Annotated in this window: 12 protein-coding genes; 1 reads left to right on the top strand and 11 read right to left on the bottom strand. The window is 51.0% G+C overall.

Annotated features, from left to right (window positions below; genetic code table 11):
- Positions 1-11: 11 nt before the first annotated feature.
- Both D4100_RS21695 and D4100_RS21690 read right to left on the bottom strand, forming a co-directional pair.
- Positions 12-128 (bottom strand): YmiA family putative membrane protein, encoded by a 117-nt coding sequence (locus D4100_RS21695; RefSeq protein WP_043912424.1) that lies wholly within the window; start codon positions 126-128, stop codon positions 12-14.
- A gap of 388 nt (positions 129-516) precedes the next feature.
- Positions 517-2169: a multidrug ABC transporter permease/ATP-binding protein gene (locus tag D4100_RS21690; protein ID WP_119805231.1), complete on the bottom strand. Its 1653-nt coding sequence runs from the start codon at positions 2167-2169 to the stop codon at positions 517-519.
- A gap of 397 nt (positions 2170-2566) precedes the next feature.
- Here D4100_RS21690 and D4100_RS21685 point away from each other — a divergent pair, with 397 nt between their 5' ends.
- Positions 2567-3118 (top strand): tyrosine-type DNA invertase, encoded by a 552-nt coding sequence (locus tag D4100_RS21685; protein ID WP_006318907.1) that lies wholly within the window; start codon positions 2567-2569, stop codon positions 3116-3118.
- Between the two features lie 136 nt (positions 3119-3254).
- Here the strand turns inward: D4100_RS21685 and D4100_RS21680 are convergent, their stop codons facing one another.
- The 9 genes from D4100_RS21680 to D4100_RS21640 all read right to left on the bottom strand — a co-directional run bounded on the left by D4100_RS21680 (position 3255) and on the right by D4100_RS21640 (position 12237).
- Positions 3255-3983 carry a response regulator transcription factor gene (locus tag D4100_RS21680; protein WP_081304034.1) on the bottom strand — a complete coding sequence of 243 codons (729 nt, stop codon included), beginning with the start codon at positions 3981-3983 and terminating at the stop codon, positions 3255-3257.
- 58 nt (positions 3984-4041) lie between these two features.
- A complete protein-coding gene (locus D4100_RS21675) occupies positions 4042-4746 on the bottom strand; it encodes a LuxR C-terminal-related transcriptional regulator (protein ID WP_043912421.1) in 705 nt (234 codons plus the stop codon).
- 136 nt (positions 4747-4882) lie between these two features.
- Entirely contained in the window at positions 4883-5404 is a 522-nt protein-coding gene (locus D4100_RS21670) for a fimbrial protein (RefSeq protein ID WP_006318904.1), read from the bottom strand.
- 51 nt (positions 5405-5455) lie between these two features.
- On the bottom strand, positions 5456-6373 hold the full coding sequence (locus tag D4100_RS21665) for a fimbrial protein (RefSeq protein WP_006318903.1): 918 nt from the start codon (positions 6371-6373) through the stop codon (positions 5456-5458).
- 145 nt (positions 6374-6518) lie between these two features.
- Positions 6519-9056 carry a fimbria/pilus outer membrane usher protein gene (locus D4100_RS21660; protein WP_119805229.1) on the bottom strand — a complete coding sequence of 846 codons (2538 nt, stop codon included), beginning with the start codon at positions 9054-9056 and terminating at the stop codon, positions 6519-6521.
- A 106-nt stretch (positions 9057-9162) separates the two neighbouring features.
- Entirely contained in the window at positions 9163-9840 is a 678-nt protein-coding gene (locus D4100_RS21655; protein WP_119805228.1) for a fimbrial biogenesis chaperone, read from the bottom strand.
- A gap of 91 nt (positions 9841-9931) precedes the next feature.
- Positions 9932-10453 carry a fimbrial protein gene (locus D4100_RS21650; protein ID WP_006318899.1) on the bottom strand — a complete coding sequence of 174 codons (522 nt, stop codon included), beginning with the start codon at positions 10451-10453 and terminating at the stop codon, positions 9932-9934.
- Positions 10454-10936: 483 nt separating this feature from the next.
- Positions 10937-11485, bottom strand: coding sequence for a tyrosine-type DNA invertase (locus D4100_RS21645; RefSeq protein WP_006318898.1), 549 nt, complete (start codon positions 11483-11485; stop codon positions 10937-10939).
- A gap of 509 nt (positions 11486-11994) precedes the next feature.
- Positions 11995-12237: an acyl carrier protein gene (locus D4100_RS21640; RefSeq protein WP_006318897.1), complete on the bottom strand. Its 243-nt coding sequence runs from the start codon at positions 12235-12237 to the stop codon at positions 11995-11997.

Below are 12237 nucleotides of genomic sequence, written 5' to 3'. Positions count from 1 at the left end.
CGACATACTTCCTAAATCATCAGCAACCCATAAATCACGGCGGCTACACTCAGCCAAAACACCCCGCAGCCGATAAACACGCACAACCAGGCCTTACGTTTGATATCCCTCACATCCTTCCTTATCACGCCTCACCTCACCAATAGATTAAGTTGATTGAACAATAATCATTGATAAGTTTTAACAATCAATGGAACGCTTTATTCGCATGGCGATTTCAAGAAAGCACGCTGACACGCCGAATAGCGACCTTGCATTAAACGACAACGCCACACTTCACAAGGCACAGGCTAACAACAACCCACCTATCAGTATCCAGATAGTGTGACACGATAAAAACGATCAAAATCAAACCATCAGTAAATGAATTATTATTAAAACAAATGGCTGGATTTAACCTAAATTGGCGGGGGGTTTGGCGGTAAAGAGAAATGAAGAAGAGAACTTTCGCTGCGGCTCGAGCGACTGAACCCTTAATTCAGGCCGCGTAAACCGGCCTGAAAGGAGTGAGATAGATCAGCTAATCTGCATAACTGAGTCCTTACTGGCGTGATCACGCTCGCTGCCCGACAGTTCAATCAGATGCCCATCGCGCATTTGCAACAGCCGATCGGCCTGTTCGAAATAGTGGTCGTCATGGCTGATGGCAAATACCGTTTTGCCCAACTCACGCAGTTGCGGTAACAACTCGCGATAGAAGATACGACGAAATTGCGGATCCTGATCCGCTGCCCATTCGTCCAGTAGCAAGATATCCCGCTGTTCTGCCACCGCCAGCAGCAAAGCCAGGCGTTTACGCTGCCCTTGCGACAGCTGCGGATTGGTCACTCGCTGGCCGTCAAATTCCAGTTTGTTTTTCATGTTCAACCGGTTAAGCCAAAGTTCCACCAATTCGGCATCAGGCTGGCGGCCATCCGGCCCCTGCAAATGGTGGAACGGATGAAAATCGGTAAAAATGGCGGAAAACAAACGGCGGTAGTCGTGCATGTCCGATGCTTCCTGTACCACGCCATCCAGCAGGATCTGCCCGCTGACCGGCTGATACAGACCGGTCAGCAACATCGCAAGCGTTGATTTTCCGCTGCCATTGCCGCCAATCAGAAACACCAATTCTCCCCGGCGCAACGTCAGGGAGACAGGCCCAACGGCAAATCCGGCTTTCTGCTCCGTCGCACCGTGATGGAATACGATGTCGCGCAGTTCCAGCGTTTGCCAGGCTTTGGCGGCGACGGTTGGAAATGCCGGCTGATAATCGGCAAGCCGCAGGGATTTGATCTTGTTGAAAGCCACTTCTGCCCCCATCAGCATCGGGAAAGCCCCTACCGCTTGCAGCAATGGCGTGCGCAAAAATAACAGCGTCAGTGAATAGGTAGCGGCAACGGCGGTATCCGCCCAGCCCAGGCTGTTGGCCATGTAGAACACCAGGCCAATAGCGCCCAGCATCATGATATTCGACCAGTTTACCGCGCTGAGATGGAAGGTATCGGCACGAATAATATGGTAACGGTAGCCTTCAGCATCCGGCCGGTAAGCCTGTTGATAGAGCGCCTTCGCGCGGTCACGGTTTAGCGCCAGTTCTTTACGGCCGTCAATGGCAGACTGATAATGTTGGTAAAGGCACTCTTCCGCCTCACGCACGCTGCTCAGATGACGATACACTCGCGATACCAGATACCCGCTGCCAAAAACCGTCACCGCCACCCAGACAGCGGTCACTGCCAGCATCTGCAGTGAAAGCCAGCCCAGATAGGCCGCAGATCCCAGCGTCAGAATCACCCCTTGCACCAGTTCCGGCAGACGGACGAAAGCCAGAGTGATATTGCGTATGTCGCTGGCCAGGCTCGCCAATAGAGAAGCGCTGCCCAATTGCTCAATCCGTTCAATAGGGGTATCCAGGATCCGCTTCACCAGTTGGCCGCGCAGCCGGAATACGAAATGATGGCCAAGCGTGGTCAGCGCCAACTGCGATCCCAGCGTCACCGCCAGCAACAAAGCCAGTAGCCCAAGGAACTCCGGCAGCACAGTCAGTGGATTGCCCGCCGCTGCCATCAACCGCAGATTGATAAAGGCGATGATGCCGATGCCCAGCGCCGCGCTAGCCATAGTCAACGCCATTACCGCCAGAAACGGCCAACGATACTGGCGGTAAACCACCCGTAGCAACTCCATGAAAAACCCTTACCCTGCAAACCGAGATGGCAGGCATTGTAAGCGGCGAGAGAATGATATCAATAATAATTCTCATATCACTTGCGACACAGGGAGAAAACATCCCCATCCAGGCAGCATGGGTATCAGAAATATTCCATACGGATATCCTGCCGCAGAGTACTAAATTGAATTAATGGAAATATAAATGCGCGCTACCACTCAAAAAGCCCTCTCTATTTATCAATAAGAAATATAAAAAAACATTCACTGCAAAAATAGAAATAAAATAAATATATGAATTTACCATTAACACCTTGAAGTGATTTTATTTTCTTTGCCGTCACTCTGCGTTAAGTGCTTTAATAAAAACCGACCAATTAAAACCCCGTCAACGTTAATAGCCCAGGTAATTAAAATGAAGAAACGGAAATTTCTCAGCCAGGTTGAAATTGAGCAACTTATCTCCGCCGTTCCTGAGGGTAAAAACAGTATTCGGGACCGTTGTCTGCTACTGATGTGTTTTATTCATGGTTTACGGGTCAGCGAACTCCGTTCATTACGTTTACAGGATATTGATCTTACAACTAATCGGGTGCATATATTCCGGTTGAAAAATGGATTTTCCGTTCAGCACCCCATACAACCCCGAGAGCGCAATGCCTTGTTGAAGTGGCTTGGCCTAAGGTCAGGCTACCTTGAAGCCGATAGCCAGTGGTTGTTTTTGTCACGCCACGGCGGGCAAATATCGCGGCAACAGCTGTATCGGCTGATGCGAATGTACGGTGAAATGGCCGGCATTAGCGTTCAAGTGCATCCTCACATGCTTCGCCACTCCTGCGGCTATGCCTTGGCTGACCGAGGGATAGATACGCGCCTGATCCAGGATTATCTGGGGCATAAAAACATTCAGAACACCGTAATTTATACTGCCACTAACGTAGAACGATTCAGAATTATCAATATTTGATATAAAAACAATGAAAAATAGAGACTGAATGCCCCGAAGGAGAAACACCATGAAATACATCTCTTCAGGGGCATTTCATTTGAAAAATGCGGAGCGCAGCTTTTTCCCGCAGCTTATCATTGCCGCTGCGATTCTTTCACTGCTGCCAGAAACGCGTCGGCGCACCAACGCACGTCTTAACGCTGCGTACTTCTCCGCCACTCTCCGGCAGGCCGGCGGTAATTTTGCCGTGCAGTGAAAACAGTTCGCTGTCGTTCGACACTTTCAGCTTACGCATGGCACTGCACTTGTGTGCACTGATGGTTTTGATGCTGCGCCGCTGCAACTCGGCAATCTCCCGCAAACTCATGCCGTTAAACAAAAAGGCCAGAACATCGCTTTCACAACGGGTCAGCTCGCGCGTTACCGTCGTTTCTCGCACGGAGGTACGCGCCAGACAGGTACCAATCTGCGGGCTTAATACTCGCTCGCCGCTCAACACCCGGTTGAAAAAACCCGCAACCAACGGCAACGCATCATCCCTCGCTACAATGCTGATAGCCGGCTGGCGCAACAGCAAAGCAAGCTCTTCAACGCTTTGGCTACGGGTATAAGCCACCACCCGTAAGGCCGGTAACTGAGCGCACAGGTCAAGCAGCATCTCTCGCCCCTGCGCAGCCGTCTCGTCTGCACCCTGCAATTCAGCGATCAAGACATCGGCCTGTTGGTAGATAACGCCATCGACAGCCTCTCTCATACTGGTTTCCCGTACCACAATCTTTCCCTGAGTCGGGAGTGTCCCCATAAAGCTTGCCAATCCATCAAGCGTCAATGGGCAACCATCCATTAGCGCGATGCTGACTGGTTGATGACATGAAATATGCATATCCCGCTCCTGTCTTCCTTCAATCCTGCTACATTAAAACGCAGCCCAGTGGACACCCTTAACGAACAAAGGACGGGCCATTCATAGCCATCCATTTCCCCTGAAGATAAAGCTCGCCATCATTATGAAAACCCAGTTTTAACATGGCATTACGCTTGTGCGTACTGACGGTGCGGATATCGCGGCACAGCGTCAAGGCCACATTGGTTACGCTTTTGCCGGAAAATAGCTGGGTCAATACATCCAGTTCCCGCGCCGTCAGGGGCTTCTCCGCAGCCGCTTCATGCAACCCTCGCTGGCGGATGCGATGGCTGAAACCCTTTTCTCCGGCTAAAACCTGCTTTACGCAATGATCCAGCGCGACGGCAGGCTCCTGTTTCAACATCATGCCGCGGACGCCAGAGGCGATCACTTGCCGCAGTACTCTGGGCTCATCCAGCGCCGTGCATACCAGTAACGTGGTATGAGGTACCTGATCATGCATATCGGCGATCAGCCGCAAGCCATCCAATACGGACTCCGACTTGCCGCACAGCTCCATAATTAACAATCGTGGCTGATGTAGGGCTAACACGGGCTTTAACTCGGCAAGACTCCTCACTTGCAGAATGCTGTCCTTTTGATAATCACAGAACTCGGTCAATCGATTGCCAATCCCTAACGCAGTGATTGGGCATGGCTCCATAATGACTACGGTGCCATTTTTTTTATCGCGTAAACCCTCTGCACCCGACGTATGACCGTGTTGATAATTGATATTCATATCATCACCTTAACTTTGCTATAACGATCCCTCGTCAGCCATTCGTGCCTGGAAAACATCACCGGGCAACACCGGTCTTCCGCATCGGCAGCCGACAGTCAAGAACACTGGCACGATAAACTCGCCGATCGGATGCCTACTCATAGACAAAGGCAATCTGCAGTACGCCATCAATACTGCCGGGCGTGGCGCCACCATTAACGCTGTACGCTCGGGCCCGAAGATTGAATATGGCCTCGTGCGTCAGTGGGTTGACCAACTGCGCCATGCTTTTATTGTTACCCAGATTGGCACCGCTTTGGCTTTGCAACTCGATTTGTACCCTGCGCGATGTGCCGACGCTTTTATATAAATCGGCCCCCTCTTCCGCTTCCGAACCGCTGAAAGTCGCTGTCGCCGAGGTGGTGGTGGTCGGGCAGTTTTTCAGCGTTAGCGGAAACTCGATCCATTCGCTGCCGGAACCGGCTCTCCCCAGGATAGCGGCAGAAATATTGTCGCCGAGATTTACCTGAATGTTGCTGTTTGCACCATCGACAACGCAAGGCGCCGCTTTGATGGTGCCGGTTATCTGTAACTTTGCCGCCGCAACCGGAAACGCCACCTGAAAAATGCCGGCAATGACCAGCGCCCGGCTTATTCCACTCAAGCCATTAAACATCACGCTCTCCTTTTCTTTGAGGACACAATTCCCCCACGGTTAAAAATCCACTTATTGAATCTCTGCCTGAATGGTCGCCGTCGCATTGAATTTACCTACGGCAGGCATCTGCCCGGTGGTATTGACCGGATACGCACTGAACCTGGTGCTGCCACTCTGGCTGGGGTAGTTGAAATCAACGGCCAGACGCCCGTTTTGCGGCAAAACCGAATTACCGGACCGATCCTTAATCATTACCCCTATACTGCCGTTAGTGGTCTTCAGCGCATCGGGCATATTGCTGTCGGCTTCCCCTCTGAATGACAGACTGATCTTGACCCCTGCGGAAATATTGCGACAGGCCAGAGTCAGTTCCTTCTGATGCGGGGTAAAATTAGGCGGCATATTTCCTTTGGTCTGAAAATCAGTAGACAGAATGTCGCCAAAATCAATCATCACCGTCTGCGGGCTGATTTCGCAATTTTGCGGCACCGTCACCACACCGCTCATCGTGACCGTTGATACCGGGATAACGCTGCTCACCCCATTGACCACCGAGACATAGTTCTCGACCAGTCGGGTACTGGGGATGATGGTCTGGCCGACAAAAGGCCGGCGAAAATAGAGATGAACTCGTCCCCTGGCACCGCTGCTATAAGGCGCTCTCGCACAGCTTTCACCGGGCTCCAGCTCCGTTTTTCGATTGGAAATATTGTTGAAAGGCGTCGGGATATACTCTTGCAGATTGCCGCCAATATAAACCTCACTGGCCACTGCCAGATATTCATTCAGCACGTAATAGGTTAAAGGACCCTCTACATGGTTTTGCACCGGCAGACTCGACCGGGCGGTAACATAAGAAGCCGTGCGGTTAGTGCATTCGCACTGCACATCGTAGGCATCGCTCAGATTCCAGTTATTGCCGGACGCATTCTTAATCACCATGCCGGTGATGTTCTGTTCCGGCCTGCTCAGCGTAGGCGCAAACATAAATGAAAATTGATGAGTTCCTCCTATCGGCCTGCATTGGCCAAAGGCAGCTTGTACCTGCGGTGTGCTGAACATAGCGGCGCAAAGCAGGCCACAATAAATCACAACTCGTTGATTTAATTTTACCGTTTTCATCAAGCGCACCTTATAAACACTGCCCGTTGACCAGGCGAATCCCACCGCTCTCGGGTTGATTAGCCAATTGATAGCTGACCTGACACTGCTGGGTTGCGTCATGTCCCCACTTAACCTGCAACTGGCCGCTTTCGGGCATACCTGCCAGATAAACCTGTCCGCCGTCGCCGACGATACCCGCGTTGTTGGAAGCCCCGACCGTAGCGCCGAAAGGCACCGGGTTACCACTGCGCGTCAGCAGCGTCATCAGTACCCGCTGGCCGACGTCAGGGTTGAAGCTGGCGCGCACCACCGCGCCACGGGTCGGGATCACCGTCTGGCTGCTGAGCGTCATATCGACGTCATCGGCAAACGAGTCTCCGTCCAATCCAACGATATTGCGGCGATAAGGTGTCAGATAAGGCACTACCGCATAACCGCGCCAGTCGGTGCTCACCCCGGTCTGGTTCAGCACGTTGACGCCCGCTGCGCCTGGTGCCTGTACCAGCGCGACCGTATCGCCCAGCGGCTGGGACAGCGTGATGCCGTTTTGATGCACCAGCACGCCGCCCTGAATGCCATAGTTCACCTGCCGGCGGTGGCGGTCATAGCCATAGCCCAAATTCAGTTCCGCCAGAGAGCCCTTGTAATCGGCCTGAATATTGCCGTTGGCCCCCACACCTCGGCCGGTGTAACCCTGGCTCAGGCTGTAGTTCAGGTTATTGCCCGCCAGCGCGCTGCCGCTCAAGCCGAGATTGTTGCTGGTGGCACCATTGCGGCTGCTGTTCATGTTATAGGTTGCATAACTTCCCGGTAGCCACTTGCTCAATGGCACGCTGACGTTGAAGGCCACAATATGGTCACGGACATAGGTCCGATTACCGTTGCTGTCATACCCGTTCTGGCTGAAGGTATAATTCAAGCCGTAACTCACGCTTTCCCAATTGTTGTTGTAGCTGACGCTTGCCGACTGGGAGCGGCGATTGTCGTTCCAGTAGTCTTCGTTGAACACACTGAGCGATAACGATCCGCCCCTCTCCCACAGGCTTTGACTCAGCATCAGTTCGGCACGGCTTTTCTTGTGATCGTTATAGAGTGCCCTGCCGCCATAGCTCTCAAGCGCTTCTTGCAGGGTATAAAAACCGCGCGTGGAATAACGGTAGCTGGCCAGGCTGAAGTTAGTGCCGGACTCGATAAAGTTTTTACCGTAGCGCAGCCGCCATGATTGCCCCTGATCTTTGGGTTGAGCTTCCTGCTTGGTCCAGGCCTGCGTGATGTCGGTGGACATGGCCCCAAGCGCCCCCAGATTTTGCCCCCACCCCAGCGACAGCCCCTGATACTTGCTGGCGGCTTGCATCCCGCCATAGATCGTCGCGCCCCAAGGAAGACCATAAATACCCGTGGCCTGGCTAAAGGGATGTTCATCGACACCGCCGCTGTAGGAACGGTACTTTCCGCTGGTCAGGCTGTACTTAAAACGCCCCTCACGTTGCAATACCGGCACCACTGCGTAAGGCACTACAAAATTTTGTTCCTGGCCGTCGGCTTCGCGAACGCTCACATTCAGATCGCCGCTACCGCCGGTAGGATAAAGATCGGTAATTTCAAACGCCCCTGGCGGCACATAACTTTGGTAAATGACATACCCGTTCTGGCGGATCACGATTTGAGCGTTGCTGCGCGCTATCCCACGCACCACCGGTGAATAACCTTTCATGCTGTCCGGCAGAATTTCATCCTCCGAGGCCAATTGCCCACCGCGGAACTGCACGCTGTCGAACACGTCGCTGGCCGTGGTGCTGTCACCCAACGTCAAACGGCTCTGCAACGCAACGATGTCACGCTGCAGGTAGGTATTAATCGAACGCCATGAGGAAATTCCGCCGCTGTATTGGTTCCACACCGAATAGTTACGCAGGCGCCATGCGCCCCAGTTGATACCTGAGCGTAGGTTGAGGTAATAGTTGTTATTGTTTTGCCCCAGGCTTTCACGCTCCCGACTATTGGCGCCGGTGAAGTTGTAATTGACCAGCAGCGCCGGTATGCCGGCATCCCACAGTTCAGGTGGCACATAGTCGCGCGCGTTCATATTCAGCGCGGCTTGGGGAATGCTCAGATTAAGTCGCAATTGGTTGAACTGAAAAGTGGTGGAGGACTGAGGGATCGTCTGCGCCAGATTGACGCAACTTTCCGAGCTGTCGATAGCGGGAAATGAGCTTGCCTTTACGCCCAGTTCCGTCAGCTTCGCGGCGCTCAGACAAGGCTGTAGCCTTTGCTTGCCTGCCGCATCACGCAGGAGACGAAACTCGATATCCCGGGTATCTATCTGCTGACCGTTAAGATAAAGATCGACCCGATAGTTACCCGGTGCCTGGCTGCTGTTTTCTTCAAAGACAGAAAGATCCGCACCACGCAGCGCCGGGTTGTCTATTTCCAATAGTGCCGGGTTAAAATAACGGCTCGCATAAGCCACGCTGGAAGAATTCAGCAACAGCAGCATTTGGCAAGATATCAGGTACGCCAAGACCGGCTTCGGTTTTCGCGGACCAATACAACTCGGGTTATTCATCTTTTTAACTCCCTGTCCCGATCATTTCGCCCGTCCTGAACTCTGGCGAACTCTATCCCTGTGTCCCGTCGTCTGTACGGGGCTAAAAACTCGATAAAAGAAACGGCTATAACCTGTTGGTGAACGTAGTCCCGGTACCGCCGTAGTCATTGATGATTTGCCAGCTCAGGTTACCGCCGCTACCGCTGGTGGCCGGCAATGGAAAACTGGCGGTGGCCTGAGGGGCTACCATTGTGCTGCCGGGGATCTCATGACCATTGAGCTTCAAATTGAAAAAAGTGAGGTAATAAGGGGAAGGATTATTGACCTGCAAACGATTGTCGCTGCGCCCCCATGTCAGTTTCCCGGCAGCCTCTTCCAGATTGCCGGATAACCCCTGCGGACGATAAATCAGCTTGATACGGGTCTTGATCGCAATTTGCAGCGTGTTGTCTTTTTTCTCTACCGATGGGATGGCTTTCACATTCAGCCAATACAGAGACTCTTTGTCCGAGGGTAAATTACCCCCCGCCCGCACTACGCGCAGCAAGTTATTTTGCCCGCCATCCAGCCGGAACAAGGGCGGCGTAATGATAAAAGGGGCTTTGGTGCTATCGCCATCCTGCGCGTCGACCCAGGACTGGATCAGATAAGGTACCGCGTCCGGATTATTGATATTCAGAGCGGACTCTTTTTTGGCGCCGTCATAAATCAGGCGAGTCCCCCCCACGATCACTCCCGCTTGCGCGGGCGCCAAAAATATCGCCAACAAGGCTACAATCAGCGCGAAATAACCTGCTCTCATTCTCTTTTTTCTCCGCTCGTCCATGAATAAAGAGCCAGAGAACACTTCCTCCGGCCCATGTCTTTAGCCGCCAAATGTCGGCTGCGCTAGCTTATGGATAGACGATCGTAAAGTTGGTAGTGGCATCAGCTTTACCGACGGAGACGGTGCCGAAGGCATAGTAACGGGCAAAGAATTTCAGAGTGTTAGCGCCGGTTGAAACCAGAGCGTATTCACGGGAATCATTGCCCAGGTTAATCGCATTATTGCTGTCATCCAGCAATTGAACCCCTACGCCATTCGCCTTATCGGCGACATCGGTCAGCGCCAGCAGGCCAACCGGGCCAGGAACCCGGGTCCCGTCAAAACGCACCGTAGCCTTGGTCACGGTGTTCGGACAATCCTTCAATACCAGACTGAACTCCTTGCCGCCCGCAGAGCTGCCGGCACCTGTGGCAAACGCAGTTTTAGAGATCGCGCCCAGAATAACGTCCTGGTTTTGAGAAGCCGTATCGACGGTGCAAGATTTATCGGTAATCGAGCCTTTGAAATTCACGGTGCCATCGGCGGCGAATACAGATGCGGTAAATGCAGATGCGGTCAAAACGGCTACGGCCAGTAAATTCTTTTTCATCCTACTTTCCTTAAAAGGTATGCAAAATATGCATTGATTTATTTCCGACATAACCCTATGTCACTCCTTTTATTTAGCTCAGCAGTCAAGATGTACTCCTCGATAGAAACTATTAATTGTCGTGAGTCTATTCATCCAAACGATTCATTTTGAACTAAAGTGACTCCTTTGGTTTTTTAAACTTATTTTTTATTTATTTTTAGTATTTAATTCTTTGGAGGGTGAGCATTTAGATTTATTAAAGATTTAAAGACCAATCTTTCGGCAAGGGTTCTTTTGCGGGCTTAAAAATGGATGAGGTGACCCTTAGGAGGGCAGCGTGATAAATATGAGCGTATTCTTTCCATTACATTGATTTAAAAGAAAAATAAAAATATATTAAGAAAGCACCGATGCGAGTATTGACTTTGTATTTACTCATCTTTACAGTATGTTTCAGTTTAGTTCAAAGTGACTCCTTAGTCATATAAATCTAAGCGCTACTTACCAAATCTCCTTAAACCTCTGAGCGTTACTGGCCGTATATATAACGGTGTTCTGAATGTTTTTGTGCCCCAGATAATCCTGAATCAAGCGGGTATCGATTCCCCTGTCCGCCAGTGCAAAACCGCACCCGTGGCGCAGCATATGCGGATGAGCATTTACCTCCAGCCTGGCTGCCTTGCTGTAATTACGAATCAGCCAATAAATACGTTGCCGTGACAGGCGACCACCTCTATTTGAAAGAAATAACCATTCCCCCTCAGCCCCACGGTGTTCTTTGCGCTTTTCCAGCCAGCGCCGCAGGCATTGTCTTTCACGCAAATATAATGGGTGAACGGTGGAAAAACCGTTTTTCAAGCGGTGAACATAAATATTCCCCCCCTCCAGATCAATATCCGACAAACGCCAACCACCAATTTCGCTCGCGCGACAACCATGAATAAAACACATATAAATCAAACAATAATCTCGTTCTGGATTCTTCCCTTTCAGCGTAACCTCAAGCATTCTTTCCACTTCGGAAGGCGTCAGATGTTTACGATTGGACATGCTACCTCTATAACTTGAACAGAAAAATGTGGCTGTCATTTTCCTTTTACATCACCACAATGGACACCCGGAGCGCACTCCGGTTTACGGATAGGTTCCTGCATCCTGCGCGGAGTATAACGGATTTAATTGTTGTGAACAGCCCTGTTCCAGACTGACCGACGAAGCATTATCACAATGAAACCGAGACGATAACCAAAAGGATAAATAGCGGAAAAACAACGTTTTCAACGTATATAAATGACTAACCACATCGAAAAAAACATCAAAAATATATTTAATAATTTTCAATAGCATAGAATGATTATTATTTAAATAAAAAACAAAAATCATCACAAAATAACAAACCCATCAAAATAATATCACCACACAATTATTAAAACCCGGCTTCAATCAACCTTTATTTTTATATTCACCTCAATAAGACAGTAAAAAAAATTGAATCGAGTCGTCGCATAGGGTATTCAATCAGGCCCTGAGATAATGCACCAGAGCCTGATATCAATAGCCTATTGCATGGACATATAACGGCACAGCTCACCTAATGTCATATCCGGCTGCTCGAGAAACATTTCTGCGCTTAGTGAAATACCGAATTCTCGCTTCGCCAAGAGCATCAGTTCCACATAATCCAGACTGTCCAGGCCCAACTGCTGGAGCGGCACATCCGCTGACAGAGAGGTTAGCCTCAACTCCCTGGCCTCATACAGCATCGCGCAAATTCTTTCATACAGGATTTGATACTTTTCCAT

The sequence above is a fragment of the Serratia inhibens genome, assembly GCF_003591175.1.
Classification (GTDB): domain Bacteria; phylum Pseudomonadota; class Gammaproteobacteria; order Enterobacterales; family Enterobacteriaceae; genus Serratia; species Serratia inhibens.
This window is presented reverse-complemented; position numbering and strand designations above follow the sequence as displayed.

Excerpts from the sequence above, each read along its gene's own strand:
- D4100_RS21690 (WP_119805231.1), bottom strand. The coding sequence starts at position 2,169 with ATGGAGTTGCTACGGGTGGTTTACCGCCAGTATCGTTGGCCGTTTCTG.
- D4100_RS21685 (WP_006318907.1), top strand. The coding sequence starts at position 2,567 with ATGAAGAAACGGAAATTTCTCAGCCAGGTTGAAATTGAGCAACTTATC.
- D4100_RS21680 (WP_081304034.1), bottom strand. The coding sequence starts at position 3,983 with ATGCATATTTCATGTCATCAACCAGTCAGCATCGCGCTAATGGATGGT.
- D4100_RS21675 (WP_043912421.1), bottom strand. The coding sequence starts at position 4,746 with ATGAATATCAATTATCAACACGGTCATACGTCGGGTGCAGAGGGTTTA.
- D4100_RS21670 (WP_006318904.1), bottom strand. The coding sequence starts at position 5,404 with ATGTTTAATGGCTTGAGTGGAATAAGCCGGGCGCTGGTCATTGCCGGC.
- D4100_RS21665 (WP_006318903.1), bottom strand. The coding sequence starts at position 6,373 with ATGTTTGCGCCTACGCTGAGCAGGCCGGAACAGAACATCACCGGCATG.
- D4100_RS21660 (WP_119805229.1), bottom strand. The coding sequence starts at position 9,056 with ATGAATAACCCGAGTTGTATTGGTCCGCGAAAACCGAAGCCGGTCTTG.
- D4100_RS21655 (WP_119805228.1), bottom strand. The coding sequence starts at position 9,840 with ATGAGAGCAGGTTATTTCGCGCTGATTGTAGCCTTGTTGGCGATATTT.
- D4100_RS21650 (WP_006318899.1), bottom strand. The coding sequence starts at position 10,453 with ATGAAAAAGAATTTACTGGCCGTAGCCGTTTTGACCGCATCTGCATTT.
- D4100_RS21645 (WP_006318898.1), bottom strand. The coding sequence starts at position 11,485 with ATGTCCAATCGTAAACATCTGACGCCTTCCGAAGTGGAAAGAATGCTT.
- D4100_RS21640 (WP_006318897.1), bottom strand. The coding sequence starts at position 12,237 with ATGGAAAAGTATCAAATCCTGTATGAAAGAATTTGCGCGATGCTGTAT.